The following is a 17,557-nucleotide window of genomic DNA, read 5'->3' as shown; positions in this document are numbered from 1 at the left end:
TAATTTGGGCCGGTTCTTCCGGCCCAATTTTTGCGCTCTCACAACGACATAATATTTCACATTTATTTATCCCTTTTTGCTGAAAATTGCTCTAGAAGAAGTCTCCAAATTCCGGAGCCTTTCATCGAATGACCCTCCCTGAAACGAATGCGGTACACGATCGCTACGCCGCTTTTCGCCATTCGTCCTTCACCCGTTACTGGCTGTCCCGCTTCTTCGGGTCCTTTGCGATCCAGATTATCAGCGTGTCTGTGGGCTGGCAGATTTATGATCTGACGCGCGATCCCTTCGATCTTGGACTGGTCGGGCTCGTACAGTTTGCTCCATCCTTGCTGCTCGTTCTCATCACTGGCGCGGCAGCTGATCGTTTTGGTCGGCGCTTCATCATGGGACTGGCCCTCGGCGTCGAAGTGATCTGCGCTGTCCTGCTGCTTTTGCTGACGCTCACCCATGCATTCACGCCTCTCGCCGTCTTTGCCATTCTGGCGGGCTTTGGTGTGGGACGCGCCTTTCTTGGACCGGCTTCCGCCTCCCTCGTCGTCAATCTTGTACCGACAGAGGTGTTTTCGAACGCCGTATCGTGGAATTCCTCGGCCTGGCAGATCGCCACAATCGTTGGCCCGGTCGCTGGTGGTCTGCTCTATGGCCTGTCGCCCGCCATTGCCTACGGCATCGCTTCAATCCTGCTGGCCGCTGCAACAATCTGCATTTTCTCCATTCCCAAGCCGACCCAGCACACGCTGACGGAAAAGAAGTCATTCCAGACATTGATGGCCGGGTTTCATTACATCTGGAAAGAGAAAGTCGTGCTCGGCGCGATTTCACTCGACCTTTTCGCCGTGCTTCTGGGTGGTGCGGTGGCGCTCTTGCCCGTTTATGCCCGCGATATTCTTCAGCTTGGCCCTTGGGGACTTGGCATGCTGCGGGCGGCGCCCGGTATAGGCGCTATTCTGACCGCGCTCTGGCTGGCGGGCCATCCGATCCGCGATCATGCCGGCATGATCATGTTCCTGTTCGTCGCTCTCTTTGGCCTACTGACGATCATGTTCGGCGTGTCCAACCTTGCATGGCTGTCCATCGCCTTGCTGGCGCTGATGGGCGCTGCTGACATGATCAGCGTCTATATCAGAGAAACGCTGCTGCAACTCTGGACGCCTGATCATGTCCGTGGCCGGGTCAATGCTGTTAATATGGTGTTTGTCGGCGCGTCGAACGAACTGGGTGAGTTCCGCGCCGGGATTATGGCATCCATGATAGGCACCATTCCTGCGGTGGTCTTCGGTGGCATCGGTACAATCGCTGTGGCAGGGCTATGGGCATACTGGTTCCCGCAATTGCGCAAGGCACGCAACCTGCAGGGTCGGACTTAAGTTAAGCCAAAACAGGCGCACCAAAAATTGTGCCAAGGAAACGCTGCAACCATGCTTTGAGCATGGCATCGTAGACCAGACGGCCTTCCAGATGTTCACGCCCCTGCTGGGCATTGTTCATCGTAAAACGCTCGGAGCCACGCACCACCCAGCGCTGCATCATGGCGCGGGTGAGTTCCGCATGGAACTGTACGCCCCAGGCATTCTCACCATAGCGGAAGGCCTGATTGTGATAGGCCTTGGCGGTTGCCAGCAGGGTGGCACTACGCGGCAGATCAAAACCCTCGCGATGAAAGTGATAGACCATTGACGGCCAATCCATCAGAGCTTTGCCGGCTTCGGTGGCCTCAAGTTCATACCAGCCGATTTCCACCAAACCCTCGGGGTGTGGACCGACCGTGCCGCCAATATGATTGGCGAGCATCTGTGCGCCCAGGCAAATTCCAAGAAAGGGTTTGTTTTCAGACAGTGGCACAGACAGCCAGTCGGTTTCTCTTGTAACGAATTCATCCGGGTCATTGGCGCTCATCGGGCCACCAAAAATGACGGCGCCCGCATGATTTTCCAGCGTTTCAGGCAAATCATCACCAAGCGGTGGACGGCGAATATCAAGATCAAAGCCGGATTGTAGCAGCAGTTGGCCGACACGGCCGGGACTTGAGCGTTCCTGATGCAGTACCGTGAGGATTTTCGGGCGTTTCACTTGCCTGTTCTCCGCCCAGTCCGTCTGGAACATTCTTTCGATCCTATTCCTCTTGCACCGGCTGTTTGGCGCGAAGGGCTGCCTTCTGCTTCATTGTCACGCGATCACGGGAAGAGACGCCAATCAGTTCCGCCACCCGCCAGACGACATTCTCTTCCAGCTCATGCGCGGACCCATCGGCGAAAACCACATCCCACATCAGCTCAATGAAATGAATTCGGGCCTCTTCGTCAAGGTTGCGCTTGAGAACGCTGGTAAAGCTGTAGAGATCCACGGCCTCCTGATCAGCCTGCTCACTGTCTTCAAGCAGACGCTTCAGTGCCTCGCCCTTGAGGCCATAGGCCTCGGAGATCAGCTGCGACAGGCGCTTGCGTTCCACTTTGCGCCGCTCGCCATCCGCATCCATGACGTGGAACATCAATGCTGCCGCAGCAAGACGCGGATCATTTTTGGAAAAACGTCCTTTGCCGCTCTCACCGGATGGCAGAGCCTTGAAGAAAGTTACGAGGCGGTCCAGCATAAATACAGATCTTTCAGCGTTGTTACCAATGGCCCGAATCAACTGATAGCTTGGCTGACAGAGCCCCGCCATTGTGCATCTTGCCGCAAAGACCGCTATTGAAATTAATGTGTTAGAAGAGCCGGAACTTCTTGTTTGGCCGCTCGTCCTCATCGTCTGGCTGCACGCCCGGATCATCGGGCACCGGAATAACCAGCTTTTCCTCATCACGCTCCGTTGCCATAGCGGCCTTTTCCGGCAGCGGTGGCAATACGGATGCAATCCGCTCGTGCGCCTGTGGTTCTTCCGGCTTGGTAACAGGCGACGCCTCTGGCGTCTTCACGGGCTCCGGCTTCAAAATCGGTTCAGCCGATACAATTTCTGCATCGGCAATATCCGCATCCGGCTCAATGACGCGTGAAGCTGGCTTCTCAGGCACAATCACCGATTTTGCCGGGATCAAGGGTTCTGTCGCCTCCTGTTTGGGCGCTGTCCGGACAGGTCTGGCCGCCAGTGCGCTGTCAAAATCCTCACGCGCATCGATCACCGTTCCCAATTGTTCGACGGGAACCTTCCACTCGAAAGCATTGAGCTTGCCCGTTACAGGTGAGGCGGGAGCCCAGCGTTCAGAAACATAGCCATCAGCGGTCCAGGCGGGATCGCGTGGAGCCTTGACGGCACGCGACAGCCATTGACGCACGCGGCCCTGATCGCCCGTCTGGGCCTCTTCTATGTCTGCCAGCAACAGATAGGCGCTCTCGCGCGGCGCTGTCCGCAAAACGGCTTCGGCTGCTTCGCGCGCCTCCTTCAGCTCACCGGCAGCCAGAGCCGCATGGGCAATGGCAAGGCTGGATTCCGGATGATGCGGATATAGCGTTGCCAGATGACGCGCGCGCTTGAGGCGATCAAAGACAGAATCGCCAAGCCGCGCATGCACATAGGTTTCCGCCACTTCCGGTTGCGGCTCTTTCTTCCAGACATGCTCCAGAATTTTCGATCCCTTGCGCAGGTCGCCCTGCTGGAACAACACCTTGGCCGCAACAATCGCTGCCGGTACCAGATCGGGCGCCAGTTTGTTGGCCTCGATAGCAATCGGCTTCGAGGTGAGTGGATCACTCTCGAATGTGTCGATAGCCTTGGCCGTCAGGAGAACCGCACGTTCGCGCTTGGCCGTATCCTTGTCGATCTGCTTGCTCGATTTCTGCTTTTCCAGCAGTTCCAGAGCACCATCCCAGTCACCATGCGCGGTCTTCTGGCCAAGCGCTGCTGTTGCCGCCCATTCCACATTGGGTGCAAGCAACGCCGCCTCTTCTGCATATTGCTTCGATGCTTCACGCGCACCAAGCCGTTGTGCTTCGAGATAAAGCCCGCGCAGACCCAGAAGTTTTGTTTCCGGATCATCCAGCATGGCCTGGAACTTCGCCCGCGCATCGTCGGTGCGACCTTCCAGCATGGCTGCCTGTGCATCGAGAAGCTTGATCAGCGGTTCCTGATCAACATTCAGAAGCTTTTCTGCCTGTTTGATCATGCGCCGGGCGGTTTGCCCGTCCCCTGCACCCGCTGCGATCAGACCCGTCGACAGGGACTGATAGCCCCGGTCGCGCTTGCGCGCACGGAAATGGCGGCGCAGGGCATAGGGAGAGGTGATAACGCTTTTGATGATCCACCAGATCAGCATGACACCGGCCACCAGCGCCACGATGGCTGATGCAGCCACCATCAGGCTGACCCTATGTTGCATTCCGGCAAAGGTGATGACGAGATCGCCGGGGCGGTCGGCAAGCCATGCAAAACCGAAGCCCAGGACCAGAACAACGAGAAGGAAAGACAGAACTCTGATCATGATCGTCTTCCCTTACTGTGCCGCAGCCGGTGTTTTCATACCGGTCAATGCGTTGGAGAGCGCCTTGGACACGACATCCCCGGCCTTCTGACGGGCGCGCATGGTGTTGGCAAAATCCGTTGAGACAGCTTTGGCCGATTCTGGAAGCTTGTCCCATTCGGCGATGGCGGCGTTGAGATCACCGGCATTGAGATGCGCTTCAACGCGAGCGGTCATGGCGTCCACACCTTCACCCTCGATGAGACCCACCGGACGCGACTCTACCAGTCCTTCCGCACTCGACCACAAGCGATCAAGAATACCTGCATTGGGATCGACTGTTCGGGTTGTTGCAATGATTTTTGTGGCCACGTCGCCGAACTGGCTCGCCAGCATGCTTACCGTAGGAACGCCAGCCGAAGCCGCCGTCCGTAATCCCTCCACATCAGCGGAAGCAGGCGCTACGGCAAGATAGGTATCAAGCTCCGCCGCAAAAGGCCCACCACGATCAATGGCGGACTTCAATCCGGTAGCAGCAATGGCCAGCGCCATGTTGTTTTGACCGGAATTGTCCTGAACTTTGGTTTCCAAAGCATCAAGCCGCGTCTGCAAGGCGGCTGAGGTCTGCGCTTCACCGGCAAGCGCACCGGCGGCCTGCTCCACCTTCTGCTGACTGGCCGTTAGCTGCGATTCGAGCGTTGCGATACGCGCATCAATAGCACTTGTATCAACTGTTGTGCCCGCGCCTGCGGCATTCGTCGTTGCCGCCACATTTTGCTTCAGCGCCTTCAACTCATCAGCCAGACCGGAGACCTGACCCAAAGCCTGTTTGGCATTCTCCACGGCACCATTCAGCGCAACCTGCGAGCCCTCATCAAGCGTAGCCTTGGCGGGAGCAGCGTTGCGCAATTCAGCGATCTGTTGCTCGACTGCCGAAAGATCTGATTTGGGTGATGGCAATATGCCAGCCCATTGCAAAGCCGCTGCACCAAGCAAAGCAACCACACCGCCGATAAGTCCCGATGTCAGACGCCCAAGCGGATCACCGGCCTTCGGCGGCACCGGTATGGATGCAGGCGTGGCTGGTTTCGGTTGTTCGGCAGATGACGACCTGCCAAACGACGACGTCTGCTGTGATGCAGTCTCAATTTTGGGCTTGTCTTCGCTGCTCACAGCAGCTGCTTCGACGGGCTCACTCTTTGGTTCCTGCGCTTGGACACTGGTATCCGGATCAAACCCGACAGGCTCCGGTTGCGGCACGCTTCCCCCAGCAGGATGGTCCTTCACAATATCCGATGGCTCCAGTTCAATCGTCACAGGCTTCCGGGCTGACTTGGAATGACGGGGAACGGATGCTTTGGCCATGGATACTCTCTTCAGAACAATTGGGTTGACTGAAACACCAAGCTAGCAGGGAAGTTCCAGTTCGCAAATGTCGCTAAGCGACGAATGCCATTCACTGGTCGTCCTGCACGCGCGCCAGAAGGTCGAACAATGCATCTTCGTTGGGCCTGCCCGCAACCCTGATAGCAGCTTCTCTTAACCCGGAGATGCTCTCGGCAATACGCTTTGACAGACATAAAAATACTGTTTTATCAAATACATGCTCTAAATTTGCTGCTCCGATTAAACCAGACAAAACCTCTGAACTCATCTGCGAATAAAGCAGACAATAATCAATACGTCGTGAGCCAAGCGTTTTCATCAAAAAGTCAGTTGTATAACTGACTGAAATTGTATCGTAGATCGCCAAAGGCGAACAATGAAAACCCGCAAGCGTCACCGCCCGTTCAAATCCCGGAGAACGCACCCTGCCCGTCAGATAAAGCAGCGAACCTGCCGCGCGCAGTTCTTCAACAATCGTATCTGCCAGCGATTCTCCATCACCGTCCCCTGTCGTAACGGTCTCAAACTCGCGTGCACGGGCGGCATCAGCGGTTGCATCCCCAACGGTAAAACAGGGCAGTTGCAAAAGCGGGGCGAGCAATTCGTCACTGGCATGAAGCAATGCATTGGCACTCGTTGCGACAACGGCGTCAAACGTTCCCTCGGGCATCACCGGGTTGAGTGGGGCAATTTCTGTGAGCGGCACGATAAGAGGCACATAGCCCTGCGCGCGCAGCCGGTCAGCGGTTCTGGTCGCAGCTGGCAAGGGCCGTGTGACCAGAACAGTCTTTTCCATCAGAGCCAATCCGTAAAGAAATGCGCCCCGGCCTTTGCCCGAACGCGCGCCGCTGCATCTTGTCCGATGGCAATGGCATCAGCCACGTCACCTTCGCCTGTCACTTCATGGGCTTCTGTCCCATCTGGCAGCAGAATCATACCGTGAAATCTCAAACTCCCGCCGGAAACCGTTGCAAGTCCGGCAATCGGCGTGCGGCAGGAACCGTCAAGCGCTCCAAGGAATGCACGTTCGCAGGCTAGCGCGGTTGATGTTTCAAAATGATTGAGTGGTGCAACCAGCGCATCGATCCGATCATCCCCAATGCGGGTTTCCAGTGCAATGGCGCCCTGACCCGGCGCAGGCGGAAACGTCATGACATCCATCAGTGCGGTCGCTCTATCGCCAAGATTAAGACGCCTTAATCCCGCATAAGCGAGGAAGGTGGCATCGACTTCGCCATCAGCGAGCTTGCGCAAACGCGTATCGACATTGCCACGAAAGTTTATGACTTTCAGATCCGGCCTTGCCCGCAAAATCAAAGCCTGCCGCCGAAGCGATGCCGAACCAACGACGGCGCCCAAGGGCAGCTCCAGCAATGTTTTGACGTTACGGCCAATGAATGCATCACGCGGATCTTCCCGTTCAAGAAAAACCGAAAGATGCAAGCCTTCGGGCAGAACAGTTGCCATATCCTTGGAAGAATGCACAGCCAGATCGATGCGGCCATCGGTCAGTTGCTCTTCAATCTCAAGGGTGAACAGCCCCTTGCCGCCGACTTCCGATAGCGGCCGATCCTGAATCCTGTCGCCACTGGTCGAAATCACGACGATTTCAACGTCCTCTTCGCGCATACCGCGGGCATTAACCAGCCGATCACGCGTCTGACGGGCTTGTACGAGCGCCAGTGCACTCCCACGTGTACCGATCTTGAGCGTTTTTGTTTGCATTAGTCGCAGTCCGTGTTACGCGAGTTTGAATTTATCGGGCCCTAACTAACGGGCTTTTGTGCTACGGGCAATGCGGCGAAGGATGTCAGGGTCATCAATGCGTGTTTTGGGTATAGAAACGAGCTGCGACGAGACGGCTGCTGCGGTTGTCGAACGCAACAGCGATGGTCATGGCCGCATTCTCTCCAATGTGGTTCTGAGTCAGATTGACGACCATGCGCCCTATGGCGGCGTGGTGCCGGAAATTGCCGCACGCGCCCATGTCGAAGTGCTTGACCGCCTGATTGGACAAGCCCTGCACGAAGCCGAGATAACACTTGACGATGTGGATGCGGTGGCGGCGACCGCAGGCCCCGGCTTGATTGGCGGTTTGATCGTCGGCCTTATGACGGGCAAGGCCATTGCCATGGCCGCGCAAAAACCTTTTTACGCCATCAACCATCTTGAAGGCCACGCGCTGACACCGCGTTTGACCGACCAGATTGATTTTCCCTATCTGCTTTTACTGGTTTCCGGTGGCCATACCCAAATGGTTCTGGTCAAAGGTCTTGGTGATTATGAGCGGCTCGGCACGACCATTGATGACGCTTTGGGCGAAGCCTTTGACAAGACCGCAAAGCTGCTTGGCCTTTCTTACCCCGGCGGACCCGAGGTTGAAAAAGCTGCGCTTCTTGGCGATTCCAGCCGCTTCTCGCTGCCTAGGCCACTCAAGGGTGAAGAGAGGCTGGATTTCTCCTTTTCCGGCCTGAAGACAGCCGTGCGCCAATTGGCAACGACGCTGGAGCCGCTATCGCAAACGGATGTCAACGATATCTGCGCCGCGTTTCAGGACGCCGTCGCTGATACGCTGAATGATCGCGTATCCCGGTCGCTGGCGCGGTTTCGTGCGACTTTCCCTGACGTCAAGGAACCGGCGCTGGTTGTTGCGGGCGGCGTTGCTGCCAACACGGTGTTGCGCACCTGCCTGCAAGATTTATGCACCGGCAAAGGGTTCCGCTTCATCGCCCCGCCAATGACCCTTTGCACCGACAATGCGGCAATGATTGCCTGGGCCGGTGCGGAACGGGCGGATCAGATGACTGCTGATTCGCTCGATATCGCGCCGCGCTCGCGCTGGCCACTGGACATGCACTCTGCACCTCTGATCGGCGCCGGGCGCCGCGGAGCCAAGGCATGAATTCCGCGCACAATATCGCTGTGCTTGGCGGCGGCGCGTGGGGTACAGCACTCGGCTCCATGGCGGCACAAAACGGCCATCACGTGCGCCTCTATGCCCGCGATCCCGCGATCGTCGAATCCATTAATAACCATCACCGCAATGAAGCCTATTTGCCCGGTATTGATCTCTCACCGTCCTTGATCGCCAGCCCCCAGGCAAGCGACGTTCTTGCCGACTGCGATTTCATCCTCTGTGTCATTCCGGCGCAAGCGATGGCAGGTGCCCTCCAGGAATTGCAGGCATTGATCCCCGCTTCTGTTCCGCTGATCATCTGCGCCAAAGGTATTGATCGACAAAGCGGGCTTCTCATGTCCAGTCTGGTCAGGAAGATCATTCCGGATCAGGTATTGGCGGCCCTGTCAGGTCCAAGTTTTGCCAGTGATGTGGCCCGCGGCCTGCCGACCGCCGTTACGGTTGCCGCCGAAAGCCAGACCGTGGCTGATCGTATCGCGCTTGCACTTTCAGGTCCGACATTTCGCTGCTACTCGACCGATGATCTTGTCGGTGTTGAAATTGGCGGCTCGCTGAAAAACGTTCTCGCCATTGCCGCCGGTGCCGCTATCGGCAGGGGTTTTGGCGCCAGCGCACAGGCCGCTCTCGTCACGCGGGGTTTCGTCGAACTGCGCCGTATCGGACAGGCGCTTGGCGCTCGCCCGGAAACGATCATGGGTCTTTCCGGCCTCGGCGATCTGCTTCTTTCCTGTTCCACCGCGCAATCGCGCAACTATTCCTATGGCATTGCACTCGGCCGGGGCGAAGATCTGACCGGCAGACCACTGGCGGAAGGCGTGGCAACAGCCGTAATTGCTGCGGAACTGGCCGCCAGACATAATATCGAAGCACCCATCATCGAAACCGTTGTCCGGATTCTGGATCGCAGCATTACCATCGATGAAGCTGTTGAGGCCCTTCTTGCACGGCCGCTGAAAAACGAAGATTAGAAATCTGATTGTCCGCACCGGAGAAACCGCATGCTCTATGCTCTACTTTGCAACGATAAGCCTGATCATCTGCAGGTACGTCTCGACACCCGCGCCGCGCATCTCGATTATCTGAATGGCCTTGGTGATCGCCTGAAGTTCGCCGGACCTTTCCTTGGTGACGACTCCAAGCCAAATGGCAGCCTTGTCGTTATCGACGCGGTTGATCTTGCCGGTGCAACGGAAATCGCTGCGGGCGATCCCTATGCCAAGGCGGGCCTGTTCGCATCAGTCGACATCCGCCCGTGGAACTGGGCAATCAAGAATCCGGATAATAAATAGGATCAAACATGGCATTCTGGCTTTTCAAATCCGAACCCGACGCATGGTCCTGGGATAAGCAGAAAGAAGCAGGCAAAAAGGGCACCGAATGGACCGGCGTGCGCAACTATCTCGCCCGCAACAATATGCGGGCCATGCAGCTTGGCGACAAGGGCTTCTTCTACCATTCCAATGAAGGTCTTGAGGTTGTCGGTATTGTCGAGGTCTGTGCATTGGTGCATCATGATTCGACCACCGATGATCCCCGCTGGGAATGCGTCGATATCCGTGCAGTCATGGACATTCCAAAGCCGGTAACCCTCAAGGATGTCAAGGCAAACCCGAAGCTGGAAAAGATGGCACTGGTGACATCCATGCGCCTTTCCGTGCAGCCGGTCATGCCGGATGAGTGGGAGGAAGTTTGCCGCATGGCCGGGCTTGTTCCCGCTCCCCAATGATTGCCTGTCATGCCAGTGTCTTCTGTCCTGTCAGAGACTTCTGTCATGGATGAGCAGGTGCTTGATCCCAACAGCGAACGCTATCGCCGCTTTGTCCTTGCCAATACCATGCTGCAGTCACCGCCGCATGTGCCAGAAATAAAGCTTCATCTCGCCGATGAAGCCCACGATCTCTGGCATAAGACGGAAGAGGAGCTGGCAACCATAGGTCTACCGCCACCCTTCTGGGCGTTTGCCTGGGCTGGCGGTCAAGGCATTGCGCGCTATGTGCTTGATCATCCTGTTATAGTGAGGGACAAAACTGTTCTGGATTTTGCCTCCGGCTCAGGACTTGTCGGCATAGCCGCAGCTATTGCAGGTGCGGCACGCGTTACGTCCTGTGATATCGACCCCTTTACCCGCCCAGCCATCAATCTCAATGCCAAAGCCAACAATGTTGCGGTAGAGACCCTTATTCATGATTTGATCGACACGGATCATGGCTGGGATGTGATTCTCGCAGGCGATGTCTTTTATGAAAAGCCGCTGGCAGAGCGCTTGATCCCCTGGTTCACAGCACTTACGGCACGCGGTGCAAACGTCATCGTTGGCGATCCCGGACGCTCATACTTCCCGAAAAATTTAACGGAAGAACTGGCCGTATATTCGGTACCTGTGACCCGAATTCTTGAAGATTCGGAAGTGAAACGCACAACAGTCTGGCGGTTTCGAAGCTAGCCCTACCGCTTAACGCAAAACCCGTATAACCGTTTCTGCTGACAGAAAGGGTAGCAACCGGTCCATGTCACGTCGGTTCAAGGCTATACAGCCTTCCGTGTGGGCATAGCCCGGCCGTGCCAGATGAAAGAAAATGGCACTGCCGCCGGAACGCCGCCTTGGCTTGATATTCCAGTCCATGACAATGCAGACATCATAAAGATTATCCTTGCGCCACATGGTTTCGTGGCTGGCACCGTAGGGGATACGCACCTTGCGGTTGTAATTGCGATCATCACCCACCTCACACCAGCCGTCATTCCGGCGCAGGGCACGAAGACTGAGGCTTGTTGGTGCAATCACCCGTTTGTCAGGGCGCTTGAAACCATAAAGCAACCGCATGCGTGCCAAAGGTGTCGCTCCGTCCCCTTCCCGCTTGAAGGCGGAGATACCGCCTTTACCCAAGGCACAATGCAGCACCATTTGGCCTGCAATCAGTTGCCCGCGGCTGCGGTGGCCGGGTTTTCGGCGAACATCGATCATTTTCAACGTCATGCGACTCACGCTTGCCTCATAAAAAGCATTTTTGTGTCAGACTGATGCGCCGCATAAGCAATATCAAGCCGGTCCCCTTTCTTTCCGGAACAATTCGACTTAAATTCCAATCACTTCTTTCCACTGGGCGGGAAACCATATGACAGCACGCACCATTCTTATCGTCGATGATGATACTGATCTTCGCGCCATCCTGGTTGAGCAGTTGAGCCTCTATGAAGAATTCCAGATCATTGAGGAAGACAATGCAACCAAGGGTATCCAGTCGGCACGCAATGGTGTCGTTGATCTCCTGATCATGGATGTCGGCCTGCCTGATATGGACGGGCGTGAAGCGGTGAAGCTTCTGCGCAAGGGCGGTTTCAAGGCTCCCGTGATCATGCTGACCGGGCACGATACTGATTCGGATACGATCCTTGGCCTCGAATCAGGTGCAAATGACTATGTCACCAAGCCATTCCGCTTCGCTGTGCTGCTTGCCCGTATCCGCGCACAGCTGCGCCAGCACGAACAGAGTGAAGACGCGACCTTCGTTGTCGGCCCTTACACCTTCAAACCCGGTCAGAAAATGCTGATTGACGCCAAGGGCGGCAAGATCAGGCTGACGGAAAAAGAAGTCGCCATCATCAAATATCTCTACCGTGCGGGCGGCAAGGTCATCACACGCGACGTGTTGCTGGAAGAGGTCTGGGGCTATAATTCCGGTGTTACCACACACACGCTGGAAACCCATGTCTATCGGTTGCGTCAAAAAATCGAGCACGATCCGTCGAATTCGAGCATACTTGTTACGGAAAGCGGGGGATACAAACTCATTCCTTGATGCCGGTTACTGCGCCTTTCGCCTTTTTGGCGCATAAGGGCGCAGTAAGACTTCTGATTTGCGCACAATCCTTGCCAAAAACCATAGGGGATTTTTTGGGGTTATGCGTGCGGTCAATCTAGGTATATGTCTGTTCTTGCATGGCAATTGAAGATGATATTCGCATTCTGGAGACGGTGGGGCTGTTCGGGACATTCACCCGTGACCAGCTGCGTCTGCTTGCCTTCGGAACAGAGCGTCTCGTCTTAAGGGAAGGCCGCGAGCTTTACCGCGAAGGTCAATCGGCCGATTGCGCCTATGTCATTGACCGGGGGGCAATCTCGCTGTTTCGTGAGGGCCAGAGCGGGCGTGTTGTGCTCAAGAGTGTTGGCCCCGGTGCAGTCTTGGGCGAAATGGCAATTATTGCCCAGACCAAACGTCTTACCAGCGCCATGGCAGACACGGAAACCGAGGTCATCCGCCTTAACCGCTCATTGTTCCGGCGCATCCTCGAGGAATATCCTGAGATTGCCGCTGCCTTGCATACCCAGATTTCCACCGATCTCAACGACATGATCGCTGCAATCAGCAAGTATGAGCACCTGTTCGGCGAACGGTAATCGCCAAAACCACCCTTAATCCAGATTAAATCGCGCAATGACCGGAACGTGGTCGGACGGGCGGTCCCAGCCGCGCGCTTCCCGCAGGATAGTGATGCTGGCCAGATCATTCTCCAGGTCGGGTGATCCCCAGATATGATCAAGACGGCGGCCGCGGTCAGCTGCAGCCCAGTCCGCAGCACGATAACTCCACCACGTATAAATCTTTTCATGCGGCGGAATATAATGGCGCATCAGATCGCTCCATCCGCCATTCTTGCGCAACGCCTCGAAGGTCTCTGTCTCGATCGGCGTGTGGCTGACCACTTTCAGCAACTGCTTGTGCGACCAGACATCCGTCTCAAGCGGCGCGATATTCAGATCGCCCACGAGCAGCGATGCATGACCGTCGCCATAAACGGCATTCATCGCCTTCATTTCTTCCAGAAAGCCAAGCTTATGCGCAAATTTCGGATTGATGGCCGGGTCCGGCTCATCACCGCCCGCCGGCACATAGAAATTATGAATACGCAGCCGCTTAGAACCGGCCGTGACGATTGTGCTCAGATGACGGCAATCGGCAATATTGCAGAAACCCACCCGGGCGGGCTCCGTTAGCGGTCGCCGCGATATCGTTGCGACACCATGATATCCCTTCTGGCCACTGATCTCGATGTGTTCATAGCCAGCCATGTGAAAGGCTTCGCGCGGGAAAAGATCATCAGGACATTTGGTTTCCTGCAGGCACAGCATATCGGGCTGGTAGTCCCGCAGAAACTGCAGAACCAGATCAAGGCGCAGGCGCACGGAATTGATGTTCCAGGTGGCAACGGAAAAAGGCATCGGGGGACAAGCTCGCGATATGATGAGGCTGGCGCGAGACTAGACGATGTTTGAATTGATTGAAAACCGAAAGGCCGCTCGTCCACACGCGATTGGTGGCGCAAAGCGGCCTTTGGAGATCGAATTAGCGCTTCATGGCAATGCGCGTATAATCAATCGTGAACATGTCCTTGGCGAATTTCACATCCTTGCGGACATTGGTAATCATGACAGTCGTGTCGAGACCCTGCGCATCGGTGATCGTCCACTGACGCAGCTCATAGGTCTTCGGGTCGAACATCATCGTGATGGTTGAATTGCCGAAAACCGATTTGTCGCCAAGAACAATCGTTGTCATATCGGGGTCTTCCTTCACCGATTTGACGCGGTCGCCGGTCAGATTGATCTGATCGGCCAAAAGGAGCTTAAGAGGGGTTTTGGACAGGGGATAGAGGTCCCAGGTATCGAGCTTACGATTGTTGATAACCACTGATTCGCCATCGGAAATCACGCGAATCGGCGACGGTTTGTTATAGGTGAAGCGGATTTTGCCCGGACGTTCGATATAGAACGTGCCTTCGGTCTGCTCACCGCGCGGGCCAAACTGCACGAAATCACCGGTCATTGTCTTGACGCTGGAGAACTGGTTCGCAATCTGCTGCGCACCGCTGATCGCGGCGGGCGCGGCCTGAGCGCTCGCCTGAGCGGAAATTGCTGTTGCACCGAGAAGCAGCCCCATGCCAACCACGGAAGCCGCAGCACATGTCCGGGCAAAGGTGCCAATCGTGCGGAACGAAGCTTTTGTCGTTGTCATGGTGATATTGTCTCCTGTCTTATTCTCTTGCTTTGTACCCGGTCAGTTTGACCTGACTATGGCCGAGAAACGGCGGGAAACCGCAACTTGTTCCTCAAATTTGTCACGCATCTGCTGCAAGCTGGTTACGTAACAATGCCCAGAGCGTTATGTAGGCGTTCGTTACGGCCTGTTACAGGACGAATATTGAAAAATGTTACGTAACGACACCTAGAAATCATCATCCTGTGTTGGCACGAGAATGTCGCGCTTGCCCGCATGATTGGCAGGACCGACAATCCCCTCCTGCTCCATGCGCTCGATAATCGAAGCAGCGCGGTTGTAGCCAATGCCAAGGCGGCGTTGGATGTAGCTGGTCGAAGCCTTCTTGTCCCGAAGCACCACCGCAACAGCCTGATCATAGGGATCATCCGAATCTTCAAGATTCGACGTCCCGGCTGGGCCACCGCCCATATCATCTTCGTCGTCCTCTTCGGTAATGGCATCGAGATATTCAGGCACGCCCTGCAACTTCAGATGACTGACGATCTTTTCAACTTCATCATCACCGACAAACGGACCGTGGACACGCTGGATGCGGCCGCCACCGGCCATGTAAAGCATGTCACCCATGCCAAGCAGCTGCTCGCCGCCCTGCTCGCCCAAAATGGTGCGGGAATCGATCTTCGACGTCACCTGAAAGGAAATACGCGTCGGGAAGTTGGCCTTGATCGTACCGGTGATTACGTCAACCGATGGACGCTGGGTTGCCATGATGACATGGATACCAGCGGCACGCGCCATCTGCGCCAGACGCTGGACCGCGCCTTCAATATCCTTACCGGCAACCATCATCAGATCGGCCATTTCGTCGATGATCACAACGATGTAAGGCATGGGCTGCAAATCCAGCTCTTCAGTCTCGTAGACAGCCTCGCCCGTTGCCCGGTCAAACCCTGTCTGCACGGTGCGCGCGATCCGCTCGCCCTTTTTCTGTGCCTGTTCCACCCGCTGATTGAAACCGTCAATGTTACGCACACTGACCTTCGACATCTTGCGGTAGCGATCTTCCATCTCCTTGACTGTCCACTTCAGCGCCACGACGGCCTTCTTCGGATCGGTCACAACAGGGGTCAACAAATGCGGAATACCGTCATAAATAGACAATTCAAGCATCTTCGGATCAATCATGATCAGGCGGCATTGTTCGGGCGTCATCCGGTAGAGCAGCGACAGGATCATGGTATTGATAGCAACGGATTTACCCGAACCGGTTGTACCGGCGACGAGCAAATGCGGCATCTTGGCAAGATCGGCGATAACAGCCTCACCATTGATCGTCTTGCCTAGCGCCAAGGCCAGCTTTGTCTTGGTCTGTTCGAAGTCCCGGCTCGCCAGCAATTCACGCAAATAGACCATTTCGCGCGTCTGGTTTGGCAATTCGATACCAATGGCGTTGCGTCCCGGCACGACAGCAACGCGGGCCGCAATAGCGCTCATAGAGCGGGCAATATCATCAGCAAGCGTGATAACGCGCGATGATTTGATGCCCGGTGCGGGTTCAAGTTCATAAAGCGTGACAACCGGACCCGGGCGTACATGAATGATTTCACCACGGACACCGAAATCCTCGAGCACGCCCTCAAGCAGCCGCGCATTCTGCTCAAGCGCTTCCTTCGACAGGCTCGGATTGCGAACCACATTCTTCGGCTCGCTGAGGAAATGCAGCGGTGGCATTTCAAATGCGTCAGATTTGATCAGAGAAGTCTGCGCCTCACGCTGAACTCGAACACCGGTCTTCGGTGCAGGTGCTGGTGTGTCGACACGAACCTTTGCGCCCGGCACTGAACTGGGCCGGGCGGGTGCCGCCTGCGGTGCCCAGTCGTCAACCTCGTCCTCTTCACTGAAAGCGATTGGGTCGTAGTCGTCGGCTCCGCGATCAAAATCATCATTGCCAATGTCGATGGATGGCGCTTCGATGCGCGGTGCTTCGTCATAGAAACCCGGATCGCGACGAGTGCCGTCCTGCCGCGCAACCGGCACGTCATTGAACATATTGTCATCGTCATTGTGTCGTGCCGTCATGCTGCGCGCACTGTTGTAGAGGCCCGCACTACGGCCGAAGATGCGGCGGAAAAGGGCTTTTATGCTCAGGAACCAATGGGTGAGCGCTCCAAGTGCCAGCCAGCTGCCACCATCGCTTTCCTCGTCATCTTCATCCTCGTCGTCAAAGTCTTCTTCACGCGTGACCTGACGACCGGACTTCTTTGCCACCACTGGCTCGCTGTCACGATAGGTCAGGCCGCAGGCAAAGCCGAAGATCCACAGCGTCGGCAGCGCAAGGACTGCGACAAGGATCATGGCGAGACCACCACGCGGAAATGTTCCGGTGAAGATCGCGGGAATCTTGAGAACCATATCGCCAAAGACGCCGCCAAGGCCGATTGGCATCGGCCAGCTTGCGGGAATATTGAAGCAACCAGCCATTGCCGCCGCCATCAGCGACGCGCAGAACCAGGCGATCGCCCGGCGTGGCAAGCGGTCGACACCCCGGCCAGTCAGCATCAAGCCGCCCCAGAACAGCGCGGGCATGAGAGCGACCAGCGCCGAGAGGCCAAAGAATTGCATGCCAAGGTCAGCAAAGACGGCACCCGCATAGCCAAGCGCATTGCGCACCGGGTTGGATGTCGCGTGGCTGAAACTCGGATCGATGACGTTCCAGGTCGCAAGACTGCCAATGGCGAAGGCCACAAAGCAGAAAAGTGCCAACCCCCAGACAATCTGTATCTGCCGGCGAAAGAGGGTCGTCAACCCGTGCCGGTTTTCATCAATCGCATAGGAGGCTGAATATCCTTGACGCATGAAAT

18 protein-coding genes are annotated in these 17,557 nt (G+C 56.2%); 8 read left to right on the top strand and 10 right to left on the bottom strand.

The genetic code is table 11. The annotated features are described in order from the left end of the window. Positions 1–128 precede the first annotated feature (128 nt). Positions 129–1,370 (top strand): MFS transporter, encoded by a 1,242-nt coding sequence (locus BLU05_RS09625; protein ID WP_091879531.1) that lies wholly within the window; start codon positions 129–131, stop codon positions 1,368–1,370. Between the two features lies 1 nt (position 1,371). Here the strand turns inward: BLU05_RS09625 and BLU05_RS09620 are convergent, their stop codons facing one another. From BLU05_RS09620 to hemC, 6 genes are all read right to left on the bottom strand, one after another. Continuing rightward, a complete protein-coding gene (locus BLU05_RS09620) occupies positions 1,372–2,106 on the bottom strand; it encodes a glutamine amidotransferase (RefSeq protein WP_091879529.1) in 735 nt (244 codons plus the stop codon). Positions 2,107–2,116: 10 nt separating this feature from the next. Continuing rightward, positions 2,117–2,593 carry a tellurite resistance TerB family protein gene (locus BLU05_RS09615; protein WP_091880216.1) on the bottom strand — a complete coding sequence of 159 codons (477 nt, stop codon included), beginning with the start codon at positions 2,591–2,593 and terminating at the stop codon, positions 2,117–2,119. Positions 2,594–2,705: 112 nt separating this feature from the next. Further along, positions 2,706–4,415 carry a heme biosynthesis protein HemY gene (locus BLU05_RS09610; protein ID WP_091879527.1) on the bottom strand — a complete coding sequence of 570 codons (1,710 nt, stop codon included), beginning with the start codon at positions 4,413–4,415 and terminating at the stop codon, positions 2,706–2,708. A 12-nt stretch (positions 4,416–4,427) separates the two neighbouring features. Then, the gene (locus BLU05_RS09605) at positions 4,428–5,759 is read right to left on the bottom strand and encodes a COG4223 family protein (RefSeq protein ID WP_091879526.1); all 1,332 of its coding nucleotides are present in this window, start codon (positions 5,757–5,759) and stop codon (positions 4,428–4,430) included. Between the two features lie 91 nt (positions 5,760–5,850). After that, positions 5,851–6,576, bottom strand: coding sequence for a uroporphyrinogen-III synthase (locus tag BLU05_RS09600; protein WP_091879524.1), 726 nt, complete (start codon positions 6,574–6,576; stop codon positions 5,851–5,853). Further along, positions 6,576–7,505: a hydroxymethylbilane synthase gene (hemC, locus tag BLU05_RS09595; RefSeq protein WP_091879522.1), complete on the bottom strand. Its 930-nt coding sequence runs from the start codon at positions 7,503–7,505 to the stop codon at positions 6,576–6,578. Before hemC ends, BLU05_RS09600 begins: the two co-directional genes overlap by 1 nt. Before the next feature lie 97 nt (positions 7,506–7,602). On the opposite strand from hemC, the gene tsaD reads away from it, so the two are divergent. The 5 genes from tsaD to BLU05_RS09570 are packed head-to-tail and all read left to right on the top strand — an operon-like array spanning position 7,603 to position 11,140. Further along, positions 7,603–8,682: a tRNA (adenosine(37)-N6)-threonylcarbamoyltransferase complex transferase subunit TsaD gene (gene tsaD, locus BLU05_RS09590; RefSeq protein WP_091879521.1), complete on the top strand. Its 1,080-nt coding sequence runs from the start codon at positions 7,603–7,605 to the stop codon at positions 8,680–8,682. Further along, on the top strand, positions 8,679–9,665 hold the full coding sequence (locus BLU05_RS09585; RefSeq protein WP_091879520.1) for an NAD(P)H-dependent glycerol-3-phosphate dehydrogenase: 987 nt from the start codon (positions 8,679–8,681) through the stop codon (positions 9,663–9,665). The genes tsaD and BLU05_RS09585 overlap by 4 nt, the downstream gene beginning before the upstream one ends. Positions 9,666–9,695: 30 nt before the next feature. Next, entirely contained in the window at positions 9,696–9,986 is a 291-nt protein-coding gene (locus BLU05_RS09580) for a YciI-like protein (protein WP_091879518.1), read from the top strand. Positions 9,987–9,994: 8 nt separating this feature from the next. Then, positions 9,995–10,423, top strand: coding sequence for an EVE domain-containing protein (locus BLU05_RS09575; protein WP_091879517.1), 429 nt, complete (start codon positions 9,995–9,997; stop codon positions 10,421–10,423). A 57-nt stretch (positions 10,424–10,480) separates the two neighbouring features. After that, positions 10,481–11,140, top strand: a complete 660-nt coding sequence (locus BLU05_RS09570) for a class I SAM-dependent methyltransferase (RefSeq protein ID WP_091880214.1) — start codon at positions 10,481–10,483, stop codon at positions 11,138–11,140. A 9-nt stretch (positions 11,141–11,149) separates the two neighbouring features. Here BLU05_RS09570 and BLU05_RS09565 read toward each other — a convergent pair whose 3' ends face one another. Beyond that, positions 11,150–11,674 carry a L,D-transpeptidase family protein gene (locus tag BLU05_RS09565; protein ID WP_091879515.1) on the bottom strand — a complete coding sequence of 175 codons (525 nt, stop codon included), beginning with the start codon at positions 11,672–11,674 and terminating at the stop codon, positions 11,150–11,152. A 139-nt stretch (positions 11,675–11,813) separates the two neighbouring features. Between BLU05_RS09565 and BLU05_RS09560 the strand changes: the two genes are divergently transcribed. Continuing rightward, entirely contained in the window at positions 11,814–12,497 is a 684-nt protein-coding gene (locus BLU05_RS09560; protein WP_091879514.1) for a response regulator transcription factor, read from the top strand. A 140-nt stretch (positions 12,498–12,637) separates the two neighbouring features. Continuing rightward, on the top strand, positions 12,638–13,096 hold the full coding sequence (locus BLU05_RS09555) for a cyclic nucleotide-binding domain-containing protein (protein WP_091879512.1): 459 nt from the start codon (positions 12,638–12,640) through the stop codon (positions 13,094–13,096). A gap of 15 nt (positions 13,097–13,111) precedes the next feature. On the opposite strand, the gene BLU05_RS09550 is transcribed toward BLU05_RS09555, so the two are convergent. The 3 genes from BLU05_RS09550 to BLU05_RS09540 all read right to left on the bottom strand — a co-directional run bounded on the left by BLU05_RS09550 (position 13,112) and on the right by BLU05_RS09540 (position 17,552). Next, positions 13,112–13,918 carry an exodeoxyribonuclease III gene (locus BLU05_RS09550; protein ID WP_091879511.1) on the bottom strand — a complete coding sequence of 269 codons (807 nt, stop codon included), beginning with the start codon at positions 13,916–13,918 and terminating at the stop codon, positions 13,112–13,114. Positions 13,919–14,042: 124 nt separating this feature from the next. Beyond that, complete coding sequence (locus BLU05_RS09545; RefSeq protein WP_091879509.1) at positions 14,043–14,711, bottom strand: outer membrane lipoprotein carrier protein LolA; 669 nt, start codon at positions 14,709–14,711, stop codon at positions 14,043–14,045. Between the two features lie 210 nt (positions 14,712–14,921). Next, positions 14,922–17,552: a DNA translocase FtsK gene (locus tag BLU05_RS09540; RefSeq protein WP_091879508.1), complete on the bottom strand. Its 2,631-nt coding sequence runs from the start codon at positions 17,550–17,552 to the stop codon at positions 14,922–14,924. Between the last annotated feature and the right edge of the window lie 5 nt (positions 17,553–17,557).

The sequence above is a fragment of the Phyllobacterium sp. OV277 genome (genome assembly GCF_900104355.1).
Taxonomy (GTDB): domain Bacteria; phylum Pseudomonadota; class Alphaproteobacteria; order Rhizobiales; family Rhizobiaceae; genus Phyllobacterium.
This window is presented reverse-complemented; position numbering and strand designations above follow the sequence as displayed.

What these genes read in the sequence shown, in the direction of transcription:
- BLU05_RS09555 (WP_091879512.1), top strand. Translation starts at nt 12,638, where the DNA reads ATGGCAATTGAAGATGATATTCGCATTCTGGAGACGGTGGGGCTGTTC.
- BLU05_RS09575 (WP_091879517.1), top strand. Translation starts at nt 9,995, where the DNA reads ATGGCATTCTGGCTTTTCAAATCCGAACCCGACGCATGGTCCTGGGAT.
- BLU05_RS09580 (WP_091879518.1), top strand. Translation starts at nt 9,696, where the DNA reads ATGCTCTATGCTCTACTTTGCAACGATAAGCCTGATCATCTGCAGGTA.
- hemC (WP_091879522.1), bottom strand. Translation starts at nt 7,505, where the DNA reads ATGCAAACAAAAACGCTCAAGATCGGTACACGTGGGAGTGCACTGGCG.
- BLU05_RS09550 (WP_091879511.1), bottom strand. Translation starts at nt 13,918, where the DNA reads ATGCCTTTTTCCGTTGCCACCTGGAACATCAATTCCGTGCGCCTGCGC.
- tsaD (WP_091879521.1), top strand. Translation starts at nt 7,603, where the DNA reads ATGCGTGTTTTGGGTATAGAAACGAGCTGCGACGAGACGGCTGCTGCG.
- BLU05_RS09560 (WP_091879514.1), top strand. Translation starts at nt 11,814, where the DNA reads ATGACAGCACGCACCATTCTTATCGTCGATGATGATACTGATCTTCGC.
- BLU05_RS09605 (WP_091879526.1), bottom strand. Translation starts at nt 5,759, where the DNA reads ATGGCCAAAGCATCCGTTCCCCGTCATTCCAAGTCAGCCCGGAAGCCT.
- BLU05_RS09600 (WP_091879524.1), bottom strand. Translation starts at nt 6,576, where the DNA reads ATGGAAAAGACTGTTCTGGTCACACGGCCCTTGCCAGCTGCGACCAGA.
- BLU05_RS09565 (WP_091879515.1), bottom strand. Translation starts at nt 11,674, where the DNA reads ATGACGTTGAAAATGATCGATGTTCGCCGAAAACCCGGCCACCGCAGC.
- BLU05_RS09545 (WP_091879509.1), bottom strand. Translation starts at nt 14,711, where the DNA reads ATGACAACGACAAAAGCTTCGTTCCGCACGATTGGCACCTTTGCCCGG.
- BLU05_RS09585 (WP_091879520.1), top strand. Translation starts at nt 8,679, where the DNA reads ATGAATTCCGCGCACAATATCGCTGTGCTTGGCGGCGGCGCGTGGGGT.
- BLU05_RS09620 (WP_091879529.1), bottom strand. Translation starts at nt 2,106, where the DNA reads ATGTTCCAGACGGACTGGGCGGAGAACAGGCAAGTGAAACGCCCGAAA.
- BLU05_RS09540 (WP_091879508.1), bottom strand. Translation starts at nt 17,552, where the DNA reads ATGCGTCAAGGATATTCAGCCTCCTATGCGATTGATGAAAACCGGCAC.
- BLU05_RS09625 (WP_091879531.1), top strand. Translation starts at nt 129, where the DNA reads ATGACCCTCCCTGAAACGAATGCGGTACACGATCGCTACGCCGCTTTT.
- BLU05_RS09615 (WP_091880216.1), bottom strand. Translation starts at nt 2,593, where the DNA reads ATGCTGGACCGCCTCGTAACTTTCTTCAAGGCTCTGCCATCCGGTGAG.
- BLU05_RS09610 (WP_091879527.1), bottom strand. Translation starts at nt 4,415, where the DNA reads ATGATCAGAGTTCTGTCTTTCCTTCTCGTTGTTCTGGTCCTGGGCTTC.